The organism is Natronorubrum marinum (genome assembly GCF_052040125.1).
Classification (GTDB): Archaea; Halobacteriota; Halobacteria; order Halobacteriales; family Natrialbaceae; genus Natronorubrum.
The window spans coordinates 432,644-456,122 of record NZ_JBPPFV010000003.1 but is presented as its reverse complement, the minus strand read 5'-3'; the positions used below and the strand labels follow the sequence as shown (position 1 = coordinate 456,122).

General features: G+C 63.7%; 22 protein-coding genes and 1 pseudogene. 14 read left to right on the top strand and 9 right to left on the bottom strand.

What is annotated here, in order from left to right; genetic code table 11:
* Positions 1 to 131 precede the first annotated feature (131 nt).
* The 3 genes from ACSFC5_RS18495 to ACSFC5_RS18485 all read left to right on the top strand — a co-directional run bounded on the left by ACSFC5_RS18495 (position 132) and on the right by ACSFC5_RS18485 (position 3,047).
* Positions 132 to 1,781, top strand: coding sequence for a hydroxysqualene dehydroxylase (locus tag ACSFC5_RS18495; RefSeq protein ID WP_440766712.1), 1,650 nt, complete (start codon positions 132 to 134; stop codon positions 1,779 to 1,781).
* 81 nt (positions 1,782 to 1,862) lie between these two features.
* Positions 1,863 to 2,753: a tetratricopeptide repeat protein gene (locus ACSFC5_RS18490; protein ID WP_440766711.1), complete on the top strand. Its 891-nt coding sequence runs from the start codon at positions 1,863 to 1,865 to the stop codon at positions 2,751 to 2,753.
* A 3-nt stretch (positions 2,754 to 2,756) separates the two neighbouring features.
* Positions 2,757 to 3,047: a DUF424 domain-containing protein gene (locus ACSFC5_RS18485; protein WP_440766710.1), complete on the top strand. Its 291-nt coding sequence runs from the start codon at positions 2,757 to 2,759 to the stop codon at positions 3,045 to 3,047.
* Between the two features lie 22 nt (positions 3,048 to 3,069).
* Here the strand turns inward: ACSFC5_RS18485 and ACSFC5_RS18480 are convergent, their stop codons facing one another.
* Together ACSFC5_RS18480 and ACSFC5_RS18475 are read right to left on the bottom strand one after the other, a co-directional pair.
* Positions 3,070 to 3,945 carry an ABC transporter permease subunit gene (locus ACSFC5_RS18480; RefSeq protein ID WP_440766709.1) on the bottom strand — a complete coding sequence of 292 codons (876 nt, stop codon included), beginning with the start codon at positions 3,943 to 3,945 and terminating at the stop codon, positions 3,070 to 3,072.
* Positions 3,942 to 4,925: an ABC transporter ATP-binding protein gene (locus ACSFC5_RS18475; RefSeq protein WP_440766708.1), complete on the bottom strand. Its 984-nt coding sequence runs from the start codon at positions 4,923 to 4,925 to the stop codon at positions 3,942 to 3,944. Before ACSFC5_RS18475 ends, ACSFC5_RS18480 begins: the two co-directional genes overlap by 4 nt.
* Before the next feature lie 453 nt (positions 4,926 to 5,378).
* Between ACSFC5_RS18475 and ACSFC5_RS18470 the strand changes: the two genes are divergently transcribed.
* The 7 genes from ACSFC5_RS18470 (at position 5,379) to ddfA (ending at position 10,178) form a co-directional block, all read left to right on the top strand.
* On the top strand, positions 5,379 to 6,623 hold the full coding sequence (locus ACSFC5_RS18470) for an aminotransferase class V-fold PLP-dependent enzyme (protein WP_440766707.1): 1,245 nt from the start codon (positions 5,379 to 5,381) through the stop codon (positions 6,621 to 6,623).
* 146 nt (positions 6,624 to 6,769) lie between these two features.
* On the top strand, positions 6,770 to 7,225 hold the full coding sequence (gene arsN2, locus ACSFC5_RS18465) for an arsenic resistance N-acetyltransferase ArsN2 (protein WP_440766706.1): 456 nt from the start codon (positions 6,770 to 6,772) through the stop codon (positions 7,223 to 7,225).
* Between the two features lie 148 nt (positions 7,226 to 7,373).
* Positions 7,374 to 7,940 carry a dihydrofolate reductase family protein gene (locus ACSFC5_RS18460; protein ID WP_440766705.1) on the top strand — a complete coding sequence of 189 codons (567 nt, stop codon included), beginning with the start codon at positions 7,374 to 7,376 and terminating at the stop codon, positions 7,938 to 7,940.
* Between the two features lie 73 nt (positions 7,941 to 8,013).
* Complete coding sequence (locus ACSFC5_RS18455; RefSeq protein WP_440766704.1) at positions 8,014 to 8,652, top strand: HD domain-containing protein; 639 nt, start codon at positions 8,014 to 8,016, stop codon at positions 8,650 to 8,652.
* A 139-nt stretch (positions 8,653 to 8,791) separates the two neighbouring features.
* Positions 8,792 to 9,040 (top strand): DUF8015 family protein, encoded by a 249-nt coding sequence (locus tag ACSFC5_RS18450; RefSeq protein ID WP_440766703.1) that lies wholly within the window; start codon positions 8,792 to 8,794, stop codon positions 9,038 to 9,040.
* A gap of 200 nt (positions 9,041 to 9,240) precedes the next feature.
* Positions 9,241 to 9,660 (top strand): Fe-S cluster assembly sulfur transfer protein SufU, encoded by a 420-nt coding sequence (gene sufU / locus ACSFC5_RS18445; RefSeq protein ID WP_440766702.1) that lies wholly within the window; start codon positions 9,241 to 9,243, stop codon positions 9,658 to 9,660.
* A 242-nt stretch (positions 9,661 to 9,902) separates the two neighbouring features.
* Positions 9,903 to 10,178, top strand: a complete 276-nt coding sequence (ddfA, locus tag ACSFC5_RS18440) for a DdfA family disk-determining factor (RefSeq protein WP_440766701.1) — start codon at positions 9,903 to 9,905, stop codon at positions 10,176 to 10,178.
* 34 nt (positions 10,179 to 10,212) lie between these two features.
* Here ddfA and radA read toward each other — a convergent pair whose 3' ends face one another.
* The 7 genes and pseudogenes from radA to htpX all read right to left on the bottom strand — a co-directional run bounded on the left by radA (position 10,213) and on the right by htpX (position 16,413).
* Complete coding sequence (radA, locus tag ACSFC5_RS18435) at positions 10,213 to 11,244, bottom strand: DNA repair and recombination protein RadA (RefSeq protein WP_440766700.1); 1,032 nt, start codon at positions 11,242 to 11,244, stop codon at positions 10,213 to 10,215.
* 220 nt (positions 11,245 to 11,464) lie between these two features.
* Positions 11,465 to 12,664: an outer membrane protein assembly factor BamB family protein gene (locus tag ACSFC5_RS18430; protein WP_440766699.1), complete on the bottom strand. Its 1,200-nt coding sequence runs from the start codon at positions 12,662 to 12,664 to the stop codon at positions 11,465 to 11,467.
* Between the two features lie 288 nt (positions 12,665 to 12,952).
* Positions 12,953 to 13,230 (bottom strand): annotated as a pseudogene (pspAB, locus tag ACSFC5_RS18425) (PspA-associated protein PspAB); the annotation flags it as partial.
* A 319-nt stretch (positions 13,231 to 13,549) separates the two neighbouring features.
* On the bottom strand, positions 13,550 to 13,894 hold the full coding sequence (locus ACSFC5_RS18420) for a hypothetical protein (protein ID WP_440766698.1): 345 nt from the start codon (positions 13,892 to 13,894) through the stop codon (positions 13,550 to 13,552).
* 59 nt (positions 13,895 to 13,953) lie between these two features.
* Complete coding sequence (locus ACSFC5_RS18415) at positions 13,954 to 14,718, bottom strand: hypothetical protein (RefSeq protein WP_440766697.1); 765 nt, start codon at positions 14,716 to 14,718, stop codon at positions 13,954 to 13,956.
* 174 nt (positions 14,719 to 14,892) lie between these two features.
* Positions 14,893 to 15,498 (bottom strand): PspA-associated protein PspAB, encoded by a 606-nt coding sequence (gene pspAB / locus ACSFC5_RS18410; RefSeq protein ID WP_440766696.1) that lies wholly within the window; start codon positions 15,496 to 15,498, stop codon positions 14,893 to 14,895.
* 24 nt (positions 15,499 to 15,522) lie between these two features.
* Positions 15,523 to 16,413 (bottom strand): zinc metalloprotease HtpX, encoded by an 891-nt coding sequence (htpX, locus tag ACSFC5_RS18405; RefSeq protein WP_440766695.1) that lies wholly within the window; start codon positions 16,411 to 16,413, stop codon positions 15,523 to 15,525.
* Positions 16,414 to 16,957: 544 nt separating this feature from the next.
* On the opposite strand from htpX, the gene ACSFC5_RS18400 reads away from it, so the two are divergent.
* The 4 genes from ACSFC5_RS18400 to ACSFC5_RS18385 all read left to right on the top strand — a co-directional run bounded on the left by ACSFC5_RS18400 (position 16,958) and on the right by ACSFC5_RS18385 (position 23,435).
* Complete coding sequence (locus ACSFC5_RS18400) at positions 16,958 to 17,116, top strand: hypothetical protein (protein ID WP_440766694.1); 159 nt, start codon at positions 16,958 to 16,960, stop codon at positions 17,114 to 17,116.
* Positions 17,117 to 17,253: 137 nt separating this feature from the next.
* A complete protein-coding gene (locus ACSFC5_RS18395) occupies positions 17,254 to 18,444 on the top strand; it encodes a 60S ribosomal export protein NMD3 (protein ID WP_440766693.1) in 1,191 nt (396 codons plus the stop codon).
* The gene (locus ACSFC5_RS18390) at positions 18,437 to 19,621 is read left to right on the top strand and encodes a class I SAM-dependent methyltransferase (protein WP_440766692.1); all 1,185 of its coding nucleotides are present in this window, start codon (positions 18,437 to 18,439) and stop codon (positions 19,619 to 19,621) included. Before ACSFC5_RS18395 ends, ACSFC5_RS18390 begins: the two co-directional genes overlap by 8 nt.
* 355 nt (positions 19,622 to 19,976) lie before the next feature.
* Positions 19,977 to 23,435, top strand: a complete 3,459-nt coding sequence (locus ACSFC5_RS18385; protein ID WP_440766691.1) for a S8 family serine peptidase — start codon at positions 19,977 to 19,979, stop codon at positions 23,433 to 23,435.
* Positions 23,436 to 23,479 lie beyond the last annotated feature (44 nt).

Below are 23,479 nucleotides of genomic sequence, written 5' to 3'. Positions count from 1 at the left end.
GGGGCCGGGTCGCGATGGCGGGGCCGGATGAGGACGACCTGATCGAGCGACGACAGCCTGCGAGACCGTCTCGTCGCCGACTGACGTTGTTAGGGACGCGGACTATTTCCGTGGAAACCGTACGAAGAGCAATGACAGCAATCGCCGTCGTCGGTGGCGGAATCGGGGGACTCACGACGGCCCACGAACTCGCCGAGCGCGGGTTCGACGTAACCGTCCTCGAGGCGAACGACCGATTCGGCGGGAAGGCCCGATCGATGCCGATCGCGGACGGCCCGGCGCCGCTCCACGGCGAGCACGGCTTCCGATTCTTCCCGGCGTTCTACCGCCACGTTATCGACACAATGGAGCGGATTCCCGACGGAAACGGGACCGTCGCTGACAATCTCGTCGGAACCGAAGCGACGCTCATCGCAGGGGTGGACGAGGCGGATCGGATCGCGTCCACCAGCGCTCCCGACTCGCTTCGCGAGTGGCTCGAGGCGCTGCGCCCGGCGTTCGTCGAAGACCTCCCCGCCGACGACGTTCGGTTCCTGCTCGAGCGGTTGCTGTACCTGCTGACCGCCTGCGACGATCGGCGCGAGGGTGAACTCGACGACGTCTCCTGGTGGACGTTCATCGACGCCGAGAACCGCTCGCAGGAGTTTCGCGACCGACTCGCGTACGCGACGCAGTCGCTGGTGGCGCTCCGCCCGGAGGTCGGCAGCGCCCGGACGATCGGGACCATCTACCTCCAGCTCCTGTTCGGACAGCTCGACGCGAGCCGGCCGACCGAGCGCATCCTGAACGCGCCGACGAACGAGGCCTGGATCGATCCGTGGGTTCGGTACCTCGAGACGCTCGGCGTCGACCTGCAGCGAAACGCGCCGGCGCGCGGCCTCGAGTTCGACGGGCGGCGAATCACCGGCGTCGCGATGGCCGATGGCCGGACGGTCACGGCCGACGAGTACGTCCTGGCCGTGCCGGTCGACGCCGCACCGACGTTCGTCACGCCCGAACTGCGACGGGCCGCGCCGGAGTTGGGCCGCATCGAGCGACTCGAGACGGCATGGATGAACGGCATCCAGTTCTATCTGAGCGAGGACGTCGAACTGACGCGGGGCCACCAGGTGTACGCCGACGCCCCGTGGGCGCTGACGTCGATCTCCCAGCGACAGTTCTGGACCGACTACGACTTCGAACGTCGCGGGCCCGACGCGGTCGAGGGCGTCCTCTCGGTGATCGCCTCCGACTGGGAGACCCCCGGAATCGTCCACGAGAAGCCCGCCAGAGCGTGCACGCGCGAGGAGATCGCCGAGGAGATTTGGGCGCAGCTGAAAGCGCACCTGAACGCCCCCGATAACCCGCTGGGCGGAGCCGAGACGCGACTCACGGACGAGCTACTGGTCGACTGGTTTCTCGATCCGGCGATCGTCGAGACGGACGACGGCGTCGCGAACCGCTCCCCCCTGCTGATCAACACCGTCGGCTCGCTCCGAAACCGGCCGGCGGCGGATACGGCCGTCCGAAATCTCACGCTGGCCGGCGACTACGTGCGAACGAACGCCGATCTCGCCTCGATGGAGTCGGCCGACGAGGCCGGCCGACGCGCGGCGACCGCGATCCTCGATCGGGCCCGGTATCGCGGCTCGAGACCGCAGTGCTGGGAACTCGAGGAGCCGGGGGTGTTCGACCCGTTCAAACGCCAGGATCGGATTCGTTACCGACTCGGTCTGCCCCACCCCGCGGCGGCGACGCAGTCGATCCGGACGGCGACCAGACGTCTCAGCAAGCGGCTCTGAGCGGGCGTCTCGACCGACGGCGCGAGGCGATCGGTAGCCGTGTCGCAGCCCTTAACAGTCGTCGCCGCCACAGCTACGGCAATGACTGACCGAGAGGGCGACGACGATCGAGATCACCGCTTCTCCGAGGGTGAGGGGTTCAGCGACGCCTACGACGAGTTCGATCTGGACCCGCCGGAGCTGGGCGTCGACCCCTCGAAGGTCGACCCCGTGGACTCGCGGGTCGTCACCGACACGCTCGACAAACACAACATCGGTAACGACGACGTCGACGCGGACGAGTTGCTCGACGTCGGGCTGAACTACATGCAGATCAACCGCTACGAGCAGGCGACCGACGCCTTCGAGCGGGCCGCCCAGTTCGCCGACGACGACCGCACGACACAGGAAGCCTGGGTCAACAAGGGCGTCGCCCACGCCGAACTCGAGGAGTACGACGAGGCCATCGGTTCCCACCGAGAGGCGCTCCGGATCGACGGGGAGAGCGAACACGCCGCGACCGCCGAGACGAACCTCGCCTACGCGCTCTGGGAGTTCGGCGAGACGGCACAGGCCTTAGAGCACGCCGAACGCGCCGTCGAAGTCGACGAGCGCTTCGCCGAGGGCTGGTTCAACCGCGCCTTCTTCCTCTCGGAGCGCGGGCTGGCCGAGGAAGCCTTACACTGCATCGACAACGCGATCAGACTGGGCCTGCGCAACGCGAAGGTGCTCGAGGAAAAGGCCGAGATCCTCGAGGATCTGGGCGAGTACGACGAGGCCGAAGAGATCGCCGAGGAGGCCAACGAGATGCTCGAACGTGCCGAACAGGAGATGGTGGACGAGCGCAGAGAGACACAGGGCCACACGCCCGATTCGGCGGGCGTTCCAGACGGGCGCTCGGGGCAGCAGGGTCCTCGAGACGGGACCGGGACCGACATCACCGACCCCGGCCGCGCCTCCGACCGAGACGACGAGGAGTGGCGACTCGAGTAACGCATGATCGTCAACGAACGACAGACGCCGGAGGGGCTGTTGGTCGCCGTCTGCGACGAGGACGTCCTCGGCGAGACCTTCGAGACCGACGAGATCTCGCTGACCGTCACGGAGGAGTTCTACGGCGGCGACGGGGCCGACGAGGGAGCCGTCGTCGACAGTCTTGCTCGAGCGGACGTCGCTAACATCGTCGGTCGAGAGGCCGTCGAACTCGCTATCGAGAAGGGCTTTATCGACGAGGCGAACGTCCTCGAGGTTGGTTCGACGCTGCACGCGCAGTTGCTCCGGATGTAAGCATGTAGGCACCCAGCGGGGCCTACAGATCCGCCTTCTGGAACCGATAGTAGCCGATCGCGACGGGCACGACAAGCCAGCACAGCAGGACGACGAGGCCGAACCAGTCCTGCAGGTAGAACGGCGCGTCGCCCGCGTACCGTTCGGCGGGCGTCATTCCGGACGCTTCGAAGTCCTCGAGCCCGTACTGGAACATAAAGGGGAAGACCTCACCCTCGACGACGTTGCCCACCAGCGTGGTGTAGGTGGTGATCGGGTTGAACTGATCGACGAACAGGTACCACGTTTCGGCCTCGACCGGCGGCCCCTCGCCGTAGACGAGGTAGTACGGGCCGGCCGTGACGAGCTCCCACAGCGCGAGGACGAGCATGTAGAGCCCGACGACGATCGCCATCGACTTCCCTCGGGTCGAGACGCCGGCGGAAACGCCGACGGCCAGCCCGGCGAACGAAACGCCGAACAGTATCGAGATGGCGCCGAATGCGAGCCAGTCGAAGAACGGAACCGAGCCGAACAACACTGCCCCCAAGACCAGCGCGACGACGAACGCGAGGGAGACGGCCGTCGCGACGACCGCCATCCGACCGAGCAGTTTCCCGAAGACGATATCGGTCCGGTTGGGCGGCAAGCCAAGCAGGAGTTTGATGCTGCCCGACCGGCGCTCCCCGACGACGGCCATGTAGCCGACGATGAGCGCGGCGATCGGGATGATCGTCTGGAGCGGGAGCGCGATGAAGCCGAGCACTTCGGCCGCCGTAACGTCGTCGACCGTGTACCAGATCGCGACGTAGCCGACGGTGACGAGGCCGACGAGCAGGGCGGTCAGCGCCCAGAGCAGCTTCGAGCGGCCGGCGTCTTCGAACTCCTTTCGCGCGACGGTGGTGATGTGTTCGGTCATTCGGCTACCTCCGACGTCGCGGCCGCTGGGCTCGCCGGTTCGTCGGTGGACCGCGGCTCGTCATCACTGCCACCGCCGTTCGTCAGCGTCGTGAACAGCGACTCGAGCGAGACGTCCTCGATCCGCATATCCCGGACCGTCGTCCCAGCGTCGTCGAGCGCGATCACGGCGCCGGCTTTCGCCGCCGGATCGGTGATCGAGCACTCGAGGGTGCGGCCCGAAGCGGTGGCGTCGGCGATTCCGTCCACGGCGGTGACAGCGTCGCGGAAGTCGCCGGCGGACTCGGCGAGCACCAGTTCCATCGTCCCGCCGTCGCCGACCGACTCGCGGAGCCCCTCGATGGTGTCGACGGCGACGAGCTCGCCCTCGTTCAACACGCCGATGCGGTCGCAGACGGCCTCGACGTGTTCCAAGATGTGACTCGAGAAGAAGACGGTCGTCCCCATCTCAGCTTCCGAGCGGACGAGCTCTTGCATCTCGCGGATACCGTGGGGGTCGAGCCCGCTCGAGGGTTCGTCCATGATGAGCAGGTCGGGATCGCCGACCAGCGCCATCCCGGTCGCGAGTCGCTGGCGCATTCCCTTCGAGTAGTCGCCAGCAGGTCGAGCAGCGTCCTCGGCCGAGAGCCCCACGCGCTCGAGGACGTCATCGGGGTCGTCAGCCGCGTCTTTCGTCTCGATCGCGAACTCGATGTGTCGACGTCCCGCGAGGCGGGGGTAGATGTCGAACCCCTCCGGCAAGACGCCGACGCGGGGACTGATCGCGTCGGCTTCGTCCTGTGCGTCGTAGCCGAGCACCGTCGCCGACCCCGCGCTCGGACGGGTGAAATCGAGCAGCATGTTGATCGTCGTTGACTTACCCGCGCCGTTCGGCCCCAAAAATCCAAACACCTCGCCCTCCTCGATCGCGAGATCGAGATCGTCGACGGCGGTAAGCTCACCGTACTCCTTCGTCAGTCCGTCCGTTTCGATCGCAGCCATTTTGTTGGGGAACACACACGACGAGTATTTAATTGCCGGGGCGCGATTTCAGGGGGAGAACTCGCGCGGACTCGAGCGCAGGCAGGTTTTCTCGACTCGGACACCCCATCGACGGTCTCGCGGTCCCAAACCAGTTTGGAGGTACTGATATGTCGGTCGACAGGGGACAGTGTAACCGGCGGGGCACCGATACTGGACCACCTGACCGACCAGCCCACGTTCCCTGCCGAGGCACCCACCCACCAACCATCCGTCCTGTTCCCCTCTTGCGGTCTCGTCGCGGCCTCCGTTCGCCGACTCCGTACGTACTCGTCGCCCCCGTAGTCGTCCGGTGAAACCGTTGGATTCGAACGGTCCAGATCCGGCGAAACAGGGACGTTCGAACCCGGTTCGACCGGTGCGAGTGCCGTCGGACCGAAGGAGTGTTTTGTCTGGGGTTCCTGCTAGCAACCAATGAGTCAGCAGAATCTCGAGGCGCTCGACGTCGAGGCCATCCGCGAGGAGTTCCCCATCCTCGAGCGGGAGTTCGACGGCCGGCAGGTCGTCTACCTCGATAACGCGGCGACGACCCAGACCCCCGACGCGGTCGTCGACGCGATGAGCGACTACTACCGAGAGTCCAACGCCAACGTCCACCGCGGGATCCACCACCTCAGCCAGGAGGCCTCGATCCGCTACGAGGAGGCCCACGACCGCGTCGCGGAGTTCATCAACGCCGACGGCCGCGAGGAGATCATCTTCACCAAGAACACGACCGAGAGCGAGAACCTGCTCGCTTACTCGTGGGGGCTGAACGAACTCGAGCCCGGCGATCGGGTCGTCCTCACGGAGATGGAACACCACGCCTCGCTGGTCACCTGGCAACAGATCGCCCACCGGACCGGCGCCGACGTCGAGTACATCCGCGTCGACGACACCGGTCGTCTCGATATGGACCACGCCCGGGAACTGATCGACGACGACGCGGCCATCGTCTCGGCGGTCCACGTCTCGAACACGCTGGGCACGGTCAACCCGGTCTCCGAACTCACCGATCTCGCCCACGAGCACGGCGCCCTCTCCTTTATCGACGGCGCCCAAGCGGTCCCGAACCGCCCTGTCGACGTCGCAGAGATCGACGCCGACTTCTACGCCTTCTCGGGCCACAAGATGGCGGGCCCCACCGGCATCGGCGTCCTCTACGGGAAACAGGAGTTGCTCGAGGAGCTTCAGCCCTACCTCTACGGCGGCGGCATGATCCGCAAGGTCACCTTCGAGGACTCCACCTGGGGCGACCTCCCCTGGAAGTTCGAACCCGGCACGCCGCCGATCGCCGAGGCCGTCGGCCTCCACGCAGCCGTCGACTGGCTCGAGGATATCGGCATGGACCGCATTCGGGCCCACGAGGAGGAGCTCGCCGCCTACGCCTACGACCGACTCGAGGCCGAGGGCGACGTCGAGATCTACGGCCCCGAAGGCGGCCCCGACCGCGGCGGGCTGGTCAGCTTCAACATCGAGGGCGTCCACGCCCACGACCTCGCCTCGATCATGAACGACCACACGGTCGCGGTCCGGGCCGGCGACCACTGTACCCAGCCGCTGCACGACAAGCTCGGTGTGGCGGCGTCGACTCGAGCGTCCTTTTACGTTTACAACACGCGGGAGGAAGTCGACAAGATGATCGCGGCGTTAGACGACGCGCGGCAGCTCTTTAGCTGACGTGCGAGGAACGTCTTCGCGAACGTAGTAAGCGAAGGCCAGCGAGAACGAAGTTCTCGCCAGACGCGGCAACTGTTCGCGTAGGCGAACGCACACGGCACCGGATTCGCCGAAGCTATTAGTTCCGTTGTGCCGTCGTAACTGCTATGAGCGGTGCGACACTCACGCTCCGGCGGGCCGACGACGGAGACCTGTCCTACGTCGAAACCCTGCTGGACGCGAACGGGTTGCCGGCGGCGGACGTTCGGACCGCACCCGCCCGGTTTTACGTCGGCTACGACGGAGACGAACGGGTCGGCGTCGGAGGGCTCGAGCGCTACGGAACCGACGGGCTGCTCCGATCCGTCGTCGTCGAGCAGTCGGCCCGCGGAAACGGGTTCGGAGCGGCGCTCTGCGACGCGCTAGAACGGCGGGTTCGAGCCGACGGCGTCGAGACGCTCTACCTGCTCACGACGACCGCCGCCGACTTCTTCGGGGATCGCGGCTACGCGGAACTCGAGCGGGCCGACGCCCCGGCCCCGATACGGGAGACGAACCAGTTCGACGAACTCTGCCCCGCGTCGGCGACGTGTATGCGAAAACAGCTCCCGGACCAGTGGTGACGGAATCGACCGAAGACCTGCAGTCTCCGTCGACTGCGTCGAACCGCTCGACGAGTCGTCGAAGTGGGACGCGTTCGCAACGAATTCGGTGGCCGAATACGGTCGCGCAACCGCTCGAGATAACCGCGCGGCCGACGTCGTACGCGGTATGGACGACGGGACCGTCACGCTGTACATTGCCGCCAGTCTGGACGGATTTATCGCAACCGAAGACGGCGGCGTCGAGTGGCTCGAGGCGTATCAGAACGAACGGGACGCCGGCGGGAGCGACGATTCCGGCGGAAGCTACGAGGACTTTTTCGCCAGCGTCGACTGTCTGGTGATGGGTGCTCGAACGTACGAGCAGGTGCTGACGTTCGGCGAGTGGCCCTACGGCGAGAAACCCACGTTCGTCGTCACGCATCGGGACCTCCCGCTCGCGACCGACCGCGTCGAACTGTTCGCCGGCGACCTACGCGAACTGGTCGACGACCTCACGGCCCGCTACGATCGCAGCTGGCTGGTCGGCGGCGCAGCGCTTTCGCAGGCGTTTCTTCGTCGGCACCTGATCGACGAAATTCGGCTGACGGTCGTTCCGGTGCTTCTCGGGCGCGGTATTCCGCTGTTCGACGACGGCGGGGTCGAACGGGAGCTGACGCTGCTCGAGTCTCCCTCGTCGGCCGACGGACTGGTCGAACTGCGATACGGTGTCGGCGCCGGCGACTCGTTGCCGTGACCGCCCGACGGAGCACGATCGAAACCGTTCGAGATCTGTACGTTTATCCCCGCCTCGTCGAAACACGGACGGCATGCTCGAGACAGTCCGAACCCGCGCCCGCCCGTACTTCGAGGACGCCCCGCCGGCCCACGACTGGCACCACGTCCAGCGGGTCGAGACGCTCGCGGAGACGCTGATCGACCGCCACCCGGAGCCGGCGTCGATCGATGACCGAATCGTGAGCCTCGCCGTTCTCCTCCACGATATCGGGCGAGAACGAGAAGATAAGGGCGAGATTGACGACCACGCGACGTGGGGGGCCGCGGAAGCCGGTCGAATTCTCGAGGACGTCGGTGCCGACGCGGCGACGATCGAGCGCGTCCAGCACTGCGTTCGCGCGCATCGGTACTCGAACGCGATCGAACCCGAAACGCTCGAGGCAAAGATCCTCAGCGACGCGGACAACCTCGACGCCCTCGGTGCGCTCGGCATCGCTCGCGTCTTCGCCTACGGCGGCGAGGTCGGCTCGCCGATTTACGATTCCGGCGTGCCGGTCGACGACGACGAGACGCCCGATGGCAGGGCCCAGTACAACCACCTCCACAAGAAGATTCTCGACCTGCCCGAGCGCATGTACACCACCGTCGGTAGCCGGATCGCCGACGAACGCGCGGCGTTCGTTCGCGAGTACGTCGCACAGTTCGACGCGGAACTCGCCGGCCAGCGGTGAGCAGTGAGCGACACGCGGTGAGCCGCGGGCGGCCGGGAATTGCCGGCTCGAGACCGTCAGCGACCCCTCGTCTAAACAACAAACCCACCAAGAATTTTTCCGGCGGGCGGTCGTACGAGCCGGTGCCGAGGTGAGAACGATGTACGAGAGCACGATTTGCCGTCCCGAACGGGACCCGGTCGAGACCCTGATCGGCGCTCTCGCCGCGGCCGACCGGTACGATATCCTGTTGCTGGTCGTTCCGGTTGCGTTCGCGGTTGCACTGGTCGCGGCGAGCGTCTCGAGCGTTTCGCACGTCCAGGCGATGCTCGTCGCCGCAGTCGTCGGCGCGACCGTCGTCGTCGACGCCTGCTACTGGAACCCGCCGGTCGATCAGGACTCGTCGTAGCCACTGAACGTACTGCACACCCGATCGCACCCACCGATCGGTGTGTACATCGTTTCAGTTGCTACTAGAGGCCCATCGACCAGCAACCGTTTTCACGCCGGTCACGTACGCGCAGGCGGTCTCGCGACCCGAATTCCGACGGGCTGTCGTCCGCAGCCCCGGAACTCTTTTACAACTCTCGCGTCTACCCGTACACAACAATGGGACTGGGCTCCGATATGTACAGACAGCAGATCCTCGACCACTACAAGAACCCCCGTAACTACGGGGAGATCGAGGATCCGACGTTTACGCACATCGGCGAGAACCCGATGTGCGGCGACGAGATTCGCATGGACGTCGTTCTCGAGGACGACGAGGAGACGATCAAACGCGTCGCGTTCTCCGGCGACGGCTGTGCGATCAGTCAGGCCTCCGCGAGCATGCTCTCGACGAAACTCCCAGGCACGACGATCGAGGAGTTACTCGAGATGGATCGCGACGACGTCATCGACATGCTCGGCGTCGACATCTCGCCGATGCGGATCAAGTGTGCCGTCCTCGCCGAGAAGGTCGCCCAGGACGGCGCGGAGATCTATCAGGGCGAACTCGACGTCGAGAAGACGACGACCGAGGACTGATTCCGCGGTCCCAAGAGCCGGGATTCGACCGAATAATCCGGTTGCGGCATTCGTCCAGTTCCCACATGATAGCGTCGCATCTTCGTCTCGCTCGTTCGAGCTGATTCGCTTCGCAACGACGGGAGCCAGTGGCCGATAACTGATGGTCTCCAGAAGCATCCGTGGCCTGTCAGCATTTCGAATTCTCCAGCAAGGTACCGACCACGGATAGTTATTTACTATATCACGGCGTAGGGATTTCGATGATTGTCCACTCACTGTCCGAAGACCGACCCGCACCACCCTCCGTTACCGAAACGATCGTCGACGCCGTCAGCGAGGCCGAGGACTGTGATCCACTGACGCTGCCGCCGCTGTGGAACGTAATCGATCCGGAAGCGTTAGACGCGTTGTTCGAACCGACACGTGGAGGACAGCCGCGTACGGGTCGCGTAAGCTTCGTTTACGTAGGGTACGAGATCACCGTCGACAGTACTGCCGAAGCGACAGTGGCGGTCTCGGTAGAACCAGTCGTGTAGAAACTGCGATCCGTCGACGCCGAAGCGACGTCGCTTACTCCGGCTTCAGTCCGTCGCCCCGGACGCGCATGACACCTTCGCCGTCGGCGAGGTTCGGCGCGTCGACCAGTTTGACGATCCGCTTGTCGCCTTTGGACTTGCGGAGGTAGATCCGGAACGTGGACTTGTGGCCGAGAATGTTGCCACCGATCGGCTGGGTCGGGTCGCCGAAGAACGAGTCGGGGTTCGAGGCGACCTGGTTCGTAACGATCACGGCAGCGTTGTAGAGGTTTCCGACCTTGTCGAGGTCGTGGAGGTGCTTGTTGAGTTTCTGCTGTCGGTCCGCGAGCTGACCACGACCGACGTACTCCGCGCGGAAGTGGGCCGTCAGGGAGTCGACCGCCAGCAGGCGAACGGGGTACTCCGAGTCCTCGTGCTCGCTGGCCAGTTCCTTGGCCTTCTCGGCCAGCAGCATCTGGTGGTTGGAGTTGAACGCCTTCGCGACGTGGATCTTGTCGAGGACATCGTCGATCAGTTCGTCGACGGCGTCCTTGTTGTCCGCCGAGCCTTCGATCTCTCGATCCTCGAGCGCCGCGTTGATCGCCTCGTCCGGGAGCCCGCGAACCATGTCGTCGATCCGCTCGGGTCGGAACGTGTCCTCGCTGTCCACGAAGATACAGGAGCCGTGAAGTCCGCCGACTTCCTTCGGGAGCTGGACGTTGACGGCCATCTGGTGGGTGACCTGCGATTTCCCGGAGCCGAACTCACCGTAGACTTCGGTGATCGACTGGGTTTCGATGCCGCCACCGAGCAGGTCGTCGATCTCGTCGATGTGCCAGCTCAGTTTGCCGATTTCGTTCCGTCGTTCCAGGACGGTGGTCCCGGTCTCGAAGCCACCGATGTCGGCTGCGTCACGCGCGGCGCGAACGATGTCCGCGGCCGTGGACTCGCCAACGTCGGCCGTGTTAGAGAGTTCGGAGGGAGAAGCGACGGCGAGACTCTGGAAGGACTCGAATCCAGCTTCGTTGAGTTTGTCTGCGGTTGCCGGTCCGACGCCGGGGAGCGTTTCGAGATCTGCTGTTGGCATACTCCCTGCTTGTGCCGGACCCCTCATAAACCCTCGTTAACAGGGAAGTGAAAGTGAAAGTGCCAGGCGGCGCCGGGACGAAATACTGTCGTGGCAGCAGATTTATCCGAAAAGGCGAACCGAACGGAGTCAGCCGAGCGAGTGGAAAGGCGAACCGGACGGGGTTAGCCAAGCGAGTGGAAGAGCACCGGATTACTCGAGTGTGGAAGTCCGACCGCGATCACGGGTTCCGTTCGTTGGGATCCCATTCGAGGCAGTAGAGCCGATCGTCGCCGCCGACGAACAGCCGGTTCTCGGCGAGTGCGGGTGTCGCCGTGATCGGTCCCTCGAGACCGAAGTGCCAGCAGAGGTCGCAGTCGTCGGAGAGGTCGACGCCGTACAGCGAGCCGGTGGAGTCGCCGACACAGCAGATGTCGCCGGCGACGACGGGACTCGAGGAGACCTCGCCGTCGAGTGCGACCCCCTTCTTCGCGAACAGCCAGCCGCGGAGTTTGCGCCGGCCAAACGTCGTATCGGTGACGTGGAGGTAGCCGTCCGACGCGCCGACAAACGTCGTATCGAGCTCGGGAAGGACCGTCGGCGTGGAGGTGAACGACTCCTGAATCTGGTAGGTGAACCACGACTGGCCGCTGTCGGCGTGCAACGCGACGAGCGTGCCGCTCTCGTCGGCGACGTAGACGCGCTCGTCGACGACCGTCGGTCCGTCGACGATCACGCCGTCGGTCGGGGCATCCCAGAGCTCCTCGCCCGTTTCGGCCTCGAGCGCGAGCACCGTCTCGTCGTCGGTCCCGACGTAGACACGGTCCTGGTCGTGAGGTTGTGCGTCGTCGTCCGCCATTTGCGCGTCCTCGAGCGACAACAGATCCAGCTCCTCCTCGTCCGGCCCCTGTCCCCAGCCCTGCTTGCTGGTCCGATCCCGTGCGCTGTCGACCGCCGGCGCGCCGACGACTGCCGCGTCGGTCTCGTGAGTCCAGACGAGTTCGCCAGTGTCGGCCTCGAGCGCCGAGACGCCCGCGGCATGTCCGACGAACAGCACGCCGCCGGCGAGCGCCAGCGAGGGCTCGGTCGCGTCCGGCAGCTCCGATAGCCAGACCTGCTCACCAGTCGCGGGATCGAGTGCGTAGACGACGTCGCCGGCACCGAAATACAGCAACTCGCGGGTGACGGCCAGCGCCGCGTCGGCCGCTGCGGTCGCGCCGGTCGTCTCGAACCGCCAGCGTTCGCGGCCGTGCTCGCGCTCGAGGGCGTAACAGTTCCCCTCGCTCGTCCCGACGAAGACGGTGTCGCGGTCGAGTACCGGCGATCCGACGGGGCCGGCGAGGTCGGCCGTCCAGGCCTCCGTTACGCGCTCCGGCCCCTCGAAGTCGCGCCGAACCCCGGCGTGTCGCGGGTCTCCCTTGAACTGATTCCAGTCGGTCACTGCCTGGGGATACCGAGCGATCCGACATAATGGATGCGACACCGATCGACGAGGAACTCTGCCATTCGATCGTCGCTCGTCGCATCGACCGAGCCGCAGCTGAGCGGTCATGAAAGGGCGGCAGGAAAAGGGGCAACAACTGGTGTATGGCGCAGTTGGTGATGATGTGGCGGTAGGTTCCTGCCGTACTTTGATGGAGGGGTGCCAGGGTAATATCGGTGATGCCAACATCGTTTGGTATCGACGCGTCGGCGGATCGATGGGGCGGTGCGATCGGCGCTGCTCGACTCACTCCCAGGGGTGCGTGCCGCTCGAACTCGGCCACAGCGGGTACCAGTACTCCTTCTCGCGTTCGATCTCGAGTTCGCCGTCCAGGCTCGCCTCGAGTTTGAACTCCGCACTCGAGTCGCGCTCCCGGCCGGAACGGGGCGCGAAAGGGGGAGATTCAATAGGCGGGTTATCTTCTCGATCTTCGTACGCAAAAACGGCCGCAAGCGCTAGCCGTGTTCGGTAAACGTGTCCGCGGCGAAGTGCACGCTCATGGTCAGGTCTTCGTAGTTGTCGTCTAAGTACCGGTTACGTAATCCAGTCTCAGAGTCATGGCGATACCCAGAGTGCTTCGTCGTTGAACTACTGCTATAGTAACAACTGAAACGATTCGGACACTGATTGCACAGCCGTCACGCGATCAAGTGCGCATTGACGTTCAGTGGCTACTATAGTCGATCACCGAGTAGTGATTCTATGTAACCAGTATAATCAATGTAACGGGCCGACCTCGGATGGCCGGTGACGATCTCGAACGGTCAGTTGAAGTGGTAGCAGTTGTCTGATAAAATCGCACGCGTACCAGCCGAAGGTGGATTGTGTATAAGCATCGAGAAGTTAGACCGTGTTTCTGGCGATTATTCCGATCGTTCCCAAGAGAACACCACTACTGAAAGCAAGTGCAAATCCAATCACGATCGGTCCGGCTGTTTCCTCCGGGCTGAAAACGATCCAGAATAGAAAGAATATTGCTATGACAGAGATTACCCACTGACCTCGATTGAACAACCATCGGAGTGGATCAATCTCGTCTGCAATACCGGCTGCGAGGCCGAACACACCACCAAGCCCGAGCACGAATATGGAAAATGACTCGAGGGTGGTACCGGTTGCAACTGCAACTGCTATGCCAGCCGTCCCGAGGATTATACTGGTGAAAATATTTAAATGAACTACTTTCATTATATTTGTGATGATTTTGCGGTATTATGTGCGAGAATTTTACCCTCTAAATAGTTCTATTATCGAGCGGGATGGCCATTAGTGGCCGATATCGTAGTTAATTCGCCGTACTCTTTACGATATCCAGTTGATGCCCTTGCTGAATACATAGCCTGATCACGGATTATGAGAGATTGATCCCATTCCGATGCGCCGAACGTCAATTCATAAGTGTCCGTCACGATTGCAGCGAGACCACCAGCGAGCGTAACCGCTGCAACCAAAACCGCAGCAGCACCACCGGTAATGGACGACGACCCGATAAGGGAAATGAGAGCAGCTGAGACCGTGGTCCAGCCAAGAGTACCCACTTCATCAGTAAACTCGGCGGTGATTGCTGCCCAAGTGTGATTGTAATCATCATAGACATCACACTCCTCTTTCTTGTGTGAGTATGCCTCTGATCGCTCGACGACATCATCATCAGCGGTGGGAGTTATTTCGGTACTCAATGCACTCATCCTGTTAGTGTTGCTAGCTCTATCGTACTGCTGAGAGGTGACTTCACGCATCGAAACCGAACCAGACTCCTTGTCGACAATTGCAACGAACCGCTTTCTTTCCGGCGATCCGTTTTCAGTTAGGCTTTCATCAGTATTGGTGATGTCAACAGCGACCACCGCTTCGCTTTTGTCTTCCTCGATGATTGTCCTATCATTGATGGACAACCCGTCCTCGGTATCGTCCTTATTGCCACCGTTTGCTGCGGCTGCACCCGGAATAGCGGACAGTCCTGCAACAGAGCCACTGGTTTTAAGTAATTTTCGTCGGTTGATGTCAACCATGTATAGATTTTCTTTCTAATGGCTCTTAAAGCTTTTATTTTATATATGTAAATGTTTTTTATAGTACTCTTCTATGAGTGTTTGAGTATAGTCTTCATACTAGAAACTGAGGAAGGTATTCTCAATTGGGTATCGATGAATGGCTCCGAATCAAGAAACCGGACTCCTAACCAGTCATTCCCAGGGATGAGTCCCGCCCTCACTGGGCCACAGCGGGTACCAGTACTCCTTCTCGCGTTCGATCTCGAGTTCGCCGTCCAGGCTCGCCTCGAGTTTGAACTCCGCGCTCGAGTCGCGCTCCCGGCCGGAGCGAGGCGCGAAGGGGTAGAACGCACCGCGGCGAAAGGAGTAGATCCAGTAGGCCGTCCCGCCGAGGTTTTCGTACGCGAAGATGGCCGCGAGCAGCCGCGACCCGTAGCCGTGTTCGATGAACGTGTCCGCGGCGAAGTGCATGCTCGTGATCAGGTCCTCGGGGTTCGAGTCCTCGAGGACGACCCAGTGGTAGCCGTGGTCGTCGCTGGTGACCGCGAAGTCGGTGCCGGTGTCCTCGCGACCGGCCTCTAAGATCGCCTCGACTTCGTCGACGGCGTCGCGAAAGCTACTCGAGTCGACCCCGGAGAAACAGAGCGCGCCGACGTCGAGCGAGTCGTAGCCGAGGTCGGCTTCCATCGTGAGGTAAGCGGTGCTCATCCCGAAGAGGTCGTCGGGGTCGGCGTCGCGTCTGGCGTCCGTCTCGGCGCGCAGTCCGAGCACGGCGCGGAGTCCGTCCAGAAGTCCCATATCTCGAGTAGCGAGGGCCACCCCTTAGAAGGTCTGCATTTCGCGCTCGAGAGTCCGCAGTTGCTCGATCCGTCGCTCCGTCGGCGGGTGCGTGCTGAACAGGCGACCGACGATGCCGGACTTGATCGGGATGATGAAGAACGCGTTCATCTCGGCCTCCTCGCGCATGTCCTCCTTGGGAACCTTGTCCATCTGGCCGGAGATTTTCATGAGCGCGGAGGCGAGCGCGGAGGGGTTGCCCGTGATCGCGGCCGCGCCGCGGTCGGCGGAATACTCGCGGTAGCGCGAGAGCGCGCGGATGAGCAGGTAGCTGATGATCCAGACGATCAGGGAGACGAGGATGGCGACCATAATGCCACCACCGCCCTTGCCGCCGCGACTCTGGCCGCCGCCGAAGAAGGCCCCCCAGCGAACGATCATGAACGCGATGGTCGCGAGCAGCGACGCGAACGTCATCACCATCATATCCCTGTTCTTGACGTGGGCGAGTTCGTGGGCGATGACGCCGTCGAGTTCGTCCTGATCGAGCGTTCGCATGAGTCCCGTCGTCACCGCGACGGCGGCGTTCTTCTGGTTGCGCCCGGTCGCGAAGGCGTTGGGCACGTTCGAGTCCATCACCGCGACCTTCGGTTTCGGGAGATCGGCCTGCTGGGAGAGGCGTTCGACGGAGCCGTGGAGTTGCGGGTACTCCTCGGCCGAAACCGTCTTCGCGCCCATGCTGCGGAGGGTGAGCGTGTCGCTGTAGTAGTACTGAACCAGCGACATCCCGCCAAACAGCATCGCGAAGACGAGCAGGTTCGCACCCCCCGTAATGTATGCGGTCATCACGCCCGCGAAGACGATGTACAGCGCGAAGAGCAAAAACATCGTCAGGAACATCCGAAACCGAAGCCCCCAGTCCGCCTGCCAGTTCATACCTACACTGAAGGGGTCCGACACAATAAGTGCCGTGACGACTCCCTCGATCGAGGGATCGATTACCGTCCTCGAGCGACCGGATTTCCCGGAGAAGTGATGTTTTTCGTGACCGTTGGGCGAACCCCCTCGTTTCGCATGGAGACCCCGTGACGTGGTCACGTCTGACGGGGCCGAAGAGCCGATCGTCTGACGAGCGTCTGACGAGTTTGTTGGCAGAGACGAAACGGGGCTTGGCCCGGCTCGTCCGGATAGTGAGTCGGGCGCTCGGGGGTGTCGAACCGGGAACGAAACCCAGGTAGCGGTACTCGCCGTTCGACGAGGAAAGGGCGGGTCGCGCAGCCGGCAACCCCCTCGTTTCGTGTAGAGCTCCTAACCTGTGAGAAACGGTGAACCAGCGATTTCGGCTTCTGGCGTCGGATCGTTCATCTCGCGAACTATAGACAATCATCATTTCCGAAACGGTTGTACGCAGCGGGAGTGCGGTCGTAACGATGCTATCGAAACGATAGCCAAGACACCTCGCGCCCAAGGTCTCGCCGTCATGGTCGAACACAACAGACGAGACGTCCTGAAGTACACCGGTCTCACGACGATGGGCGGCCTGCTCTCGACCGGCGTCGCAGCCGCCGCCGGCGCTCGAACGGCACCGCTCGAGTGGCTCCGGAGGCGGAGCGGGAGCGCGGACGACGCGGCGGAGTAACCCGCAGCGTCGCTGACGCCGTCGGTTGGATCCACCAGTCTCTCCTCATGCGACCGTCGTCTCCCGTCCGACATCGCTCAAGCGAGCGCAACGCACAGAGCGCGTCGTTTAACTCTCTCAGCCACCAATCGGGGATAATGAGTGATTCTCGCGCGTTCTGTCCCCGCTGTGGGGATCCGGTGCCCGAGCGGTCGGCGAGCGACGCGGACGGCGAGACCGACGCCGCGGATCCGCTTCGGCCGGGTGCGGAGGTAGAGCTCTGTGACGCCTGTTACTTCGACGATTTCGACTTCGTGGACGTACCGGATCGGATCGACGTCCGCGTCTGTGCCACCTGTGGCGCCGTCTACCGCGGGAACCGGTGGGTCGACGTTGGCGCACAGGATTACACCGACGTCGCCATCGAGGAGGTCAGCGAGGCCCTCTCCGTTCACGTCGACGTCGACGACGTCGCTTGGCAGGTCGAACCCGAACAGATCGATCCGAACACGATCCGGATGCACTGTTACTTCACTGGCGTCGTGCGCGGGACCCCGGTCGACGAGCAGGTGACGGTCCCGGTCAGAATCGCCCGCCAGACGTGTACTCGCTGCGGGCGCATCGCCGGCGACTACTACGCCAGCATCGTCCAGATTCGCGCCGAGGACCGAACGCCGACGAGCGAGGAGATCGAACGAGCGAAAGAGATCGCGAATCAGATCGTGGCCGACATGGAGGCGACGGGGGACCGCAACGCCTTCGTCACGGAGACGAGCGAGACCGACGACGGCCTGAACATCAAGGTCTCGACCAACAAGATCGGGAAGAAGATCTCGAACAAAATGGTCGAAGAGTTCGGCGGCACCGTCAACGACGCCGAAACGCTCGTCACCGAAGACTCCGACGGCAACGAGGTCTATCGAGTCACGTTCGCCGTCCGACTGCCGCCGTACAGACCCGGCGAGGTCATCGAACTCGCGGACGACGACGGGGGACCGGTGATCGTCCGCAGCGCCCGGGGCAACCTCAAGGGCATCCGTGCCGCGACCGGCGACCGCTACGAAGCGAGCTACGAAGAGGGGAACTCCCCCGACGCGCGCAGGCTCGGCGACCTCGAGGACGCCGTCGAGACCACGGTCGTCACCGTCGAGGACGAGAACGCCGTGCAGGTGCTCGATCCCGAGACCTACCAGGCGAAGACCGTCGCCCGACCGAACTACTTCGATCCCGACACGGAGACCGTCCCCGTGTTGAAGAGCCGCGCCGGACTGCACATCCTTCCCGATCCGGACGGCGATTCCGAGATCGAACGCGACGGGGCGTACGATCCCTACGAGAGCAATGCCTGAGGACGATCCGACGCCCGGCGAGGATTCGACGACCGTCGACGACGTCCTCGAGCGGGCGCAAGCTGACGCACCCCTCGCCGCCATCGTGCAAAAACCCCGCGCCGAAACCGCCATCGAGTCGCTTCGAGCCGAGGGAGTCTACGACGACTCGAGGCGCGTGCGCGAAGATGGCCCGGAGAGAGTTGCACTCCCCATTACCGCGCCGCCGACGGAGACCGATGTGCTCGAGATCGTCCGCCAGCTCGAGCCCGAGCCCCGCAATCGGGACCTCGAGGATCTGCTCGCCGACCGCGGCTGGAGCGATTCGGACCTCGAGACGGTGCCGGGCTCGTGGGCCGTGATCGGCTCGGTGATCCTCGTGACGGTTCCGGCGAACTGTCCCGACGAGAGGGCGCTGGGCGAGGCGCTGCTCGAACTCCACGGCGAGGCCGACAGTGTGCTGGCCGACGAGGGAATCGCGAACGACGGCGAGGCGGGCACCCACCGCGAGCCGCGGACGCGCCTGCTCGCGGGCGCACGCGACACCGAGACGATCCACACCGAGCACGGGACCAGGTACGGACTCGACCCCGCGACGGTGATGTTCTCGCCCGGAAATCAAGCTGAGCGCGCCCGAATGGGGAACATCGTCGAGGACGACGAGCGCGTCTTCGACATGTTCGCCGGCATCGGCTACTTCACCCTCCCGATGGCCCGTTCCGGGGCGCGGGTGACGGCGACCGAGATCAATCCGACCGCGTTTCGCTACCTGCTCGAGAACGCCGTCCTAAACGACGTCGGCGACCGGGTCGATGCCTACATGACCGACTGCCGGGACCTCGCGAGCGAACTCGACGCCGAGCGCGTCGTGATGGGATACTACGGCCGTGCCGACGACACGGCTATCGCAAACACCGATGCCGACGCAACTGTCGCGGACGCCAACGGCGACGACCGCGGGACGCGAACCGACGAAGCCCACGAGTTCCTCCCGACGGCGCTCGAGGCGCTCGTCCCCAGCGGCATCGTCCACTACCACGAGGCGACGCCGACCGCGCGACTGTGGGACCGTCCAATAGAGCGCCTCGAGGCGGCGGTCGCCGACGCCGGACGAACGTTTGATGTACTCGACCGACGGCGCGTGAAGAGCCACAGTGCGGGGGTCGAACACGTCGTCCTCGACGTTCGGATCGAATAGCGATAATCGACATCTAAGCTAGCTTTGAACGGCGTTTTGACGGGGTGTGATCTGCCTCGAGAGCGACCGCCGACGATCGACCAGCCGTACTCGAGGCAGCGTTCGACCGTAATCAGCTCAGCTGTGCTTCTAAGTTCAACTGTATTATAATGTTGTAATTAATCTTGTGCCGTTATTCTCCAGTAGACAACAGTAGCTTTTACTTATTAAATTCAGGTTCGGATTAAGATCGTGGCCTGTCACAGACAACGACAGAGTCACCGACTAAGACATGAGTAGACAACGATCGAAATCGACGCTCCGACGGAGCATAGTTGTAGTATTTGCGCTATTACTGGTCACGTCACTCCCGGCAATGGCGGGAGCCGGGACGCTCGACGAGACATCGGCAGCCGACGACAGGCTCGACGATGTCGAACTGGCGGGAGACCGAATCGACGAGGCGCTGCACGAGGCAGAGGGAACCACGGAGGTGGTGGTTCGGTTCGAGAGCGCCGACGTCGCCGCCTCGGCGAGTACGGCGGACGCCATCGGCGAGTTGCAACAACACGCACAGGCAACGCAGACCGACACGGTCCGGTGGGCCGCGGAGACGGACGGTGTCGATTACGTCAACCGGTTCTGGATCGCGAACGCGGTCCTCCTCGAGGTCGATACCACGCAAGTGTCGCCCGAGGAAGTGCTGCGGTACACCGGTGGCGAGTCGGTCCACGCAAACTTCGACGTGGAAACAATGGGTGAGCGGGACGATAGCGACGCCAGTACGGACGCCGAGTCGGCGGACGAACCGGCGGTAGAGCCGACGAACGAAAGCGTCACGTACGGACTTGACATGATCAACGCGACCGAGGTCTGGGACCAACACGGGACCCAGGGTGAGGGCGCCGGTGTCGCGGTCCTCGATACGGGCGTCGACGCCGACCATCCCGACCTCGTGATCGACGACGGAAACTGGATCGAATTCGACGGGAGCGGCGAGCCGATCGACAGCGACCCCAACGACGGAAACGGCCACGGAACGCACGTGAGCGGAACCGTCGTCGGACCGGACGATCCCGAGGGTGACGTTCCCGCCTACGGTGTCGCTCCCGGTGCCGAACTCTACCACGGGAAGGTTCTCGACGACGCCGGTGGCGGAACGTTCGCGCAGATCATCGCCGGGATGGAGTGGGCCGTCGCCGACACCGACGCCGACGTCGTCACGATGAGTCTCGGCGTGGACGGCTACGACGACGAGATGGTCGAACCCTCCGAAAACGCTCGAGATGCCGGCGTTGTCCTGGTTTCGTCGATCGGAAACAGCGGCCAGGGAGTCAGCGGAGCCCCCGGAAACATCTACCCCAACTTCGCGAGCGGTGCCGTCGACGAAGACGCACAGGTCGCGTACTTCTCCAGCGGCGAACTCGTCGAGACTGAGAGCGCGTATCCGGACGCGCCGGACTACTGGCCCGACGAGTACGTCGTGCCGGACGCAGCGGCACCCGGTGTCGAGGTGCTGAGCGCGATCCCCGGCGGTGGCTACGACGGAACCTACAACGGAACCTCGATGTCCGCACCGCACAAGGCCGGGGCCTTCGCGCTGATGGTCGCCGCCTCCGGCGGTGATGCCGACCGCGAACTGCTGTACGATGCGATGGAAGAGACCGCCTGGCAACCGGATCACGCTCCCGACGAGGATCCGAACACCGAGTACGGACACGGGATCATCGACGTCGCCGCCGCGACCGACCTGGTCGCACTCGATAGCGGCGTCAACGGCACCGTCACCGACGACGACGGCGTTCCGATCGAGGGTGCAACCGTCGACCTCGACGACGCCGGGAGCACCACGACCGACGCAGACGGCCAGTATCACCTGGTCGCCGCCGAAGGCGAGTACACCGTGACCGCCGACGCGTTCGGCTACGAGAGTACGAGTACCGACGTGACGGTCGAAGCGGAGGAAGTCACCGTTCAGGAGTTCGAACTCGCCGACGGACTCGACGTCGAACTGATCGACGGACAGCCCGACGGCATCGAAGGCGGTGACGCGGTCGACGTGACCCTCGATATCGCGAACGGCGAAACGGTAACCGTCGACATCAACGGCGAGTACGAAGCCGACGACGCGACCCTGTTCGTCGAGGGCGAGGAAGTCGAGTTCGGCGAGTCGGTCGACCTCGACGGTCCCGCTACCGACGAACTGACGATCACCGTCGAAACGACCGCGGATACCGACGGCGAGTTCTCGCTCGAGCACACCGTCACGGGACTCGACGACGAGGCAGTCGTCACCACCGGTCCGACGACGGTGTTCGAGGAGTACGTTCCCGTCGCCGTCGTCGACGACAGCAACACGCACGGTGCCGACGTCGCAGCGACCCTGGAGGAGTCGCTGCCGCCGATGTACGCTCCAACCGTCGTCGACGCCGAGGAGGCGACGAACGGCTACGACGCGATCGTCGTCCAGCAGATAGACGAGTCGAACGCGGAAGCGTTCATCGACGCCACCGACGACGCGGCTACCGGCGTCGTCTACCTCGACCAGTGGGGCGAGGAGAGCAACGCGATTCCGGTTCACTCCGAGGTCACGGGTGAGCCGGGCGCGACGTTCCAGGACGACTTCGTCACGCCGCCGGTTGGCTACGAACTAACGGCGACGCACGACATCTTCGACGGTGTCGGCGAGGAGGGCGACAGCGTCGACCTCCACAGTGCGGCGTTCGGCGACCACACCTGGTTCGACGACACCGAGTTCGACGTGCTGGCGGAGACCGCCGTACCCGAAACTGACACGACGGTCGGCGACGGGTTCGCCGTCGACGAGCAGCGTGCCACGATTCTGGCATCGAACCTGGGATACACCACGTTCGTCGGTGACGGCGACTACACCGACGACGCCGATACGATTCTGGCGAACTCGATCGAATACCTCGTTGAAGACCTCGGAACCGGCTTCCAGGTCGACATCACGGAGACCAACGAGCCGGTGATCGAAGGCGACGAACTGGTCGTCGATGCCACCGTGAGTAACGTCGACGCCGAGAACGACACGCAAACCGTGACGCTCTCCGACTTCGAGGGCAACGAGGTCGACAGTACGACGGTCGAACTCAACGAAAGTGAAACGGCGGCGATCTCGCTGACGTGGGAAACCGACATCGGCGACGCCGGAACGGCTCCCGTTACGGTTGCAAGCGATGACGACGCCGCCTCTCGCGACGTGACGATCATCGAACAGCCGGACGGCCTGCTGACGTTCGGTGACGGAGATCACATCGGGACCGTCGGCGACACGACGACCGTCGATATCAACACGTCCGCCGATGCCGTCGCCGGATACGAGACGCAGGTGCAGTTCGATCCGGATATCGTACAGGTCACCGATATCGAGGGCGTCGACTTCGCAGACCCCGTGACGAACGTCGACAACGACAACGGGACGTTCTCGATCGCACAGGCACAAGCCAGCGACGAATCGGCCCCGACGCTCGCCGAAGTCGAGTTCGAATTCGTCAACGAGAGCGACGGCCAGTCCACGCTGGCGTTCGACGAGGCGAACACCTACCTCAACGACGAACACGGCGAACTCGACATCCTGCCAGTCAACGGCACGATTTCGACGGCCTGGCCCGGCGACGTCAACGCCGACGGGGCAGTCAACGCCTACGACGTGACGCTCACCCAGCAGTATCTCGCGGGTGACGAACCGACCGATACGTTCCACGAATCGATCGCCGATATGAACGGAAACGGACAGGTCGATGCCGGTGACGTCACGCTCATCCTCGAGGAAATCGTCGCTGCTCACGGCGCAGACGCACTCGAGGCATAACGAGCAAGGCACTCTCCCATCGCCGCGAGGCGATTTTTGTCCTG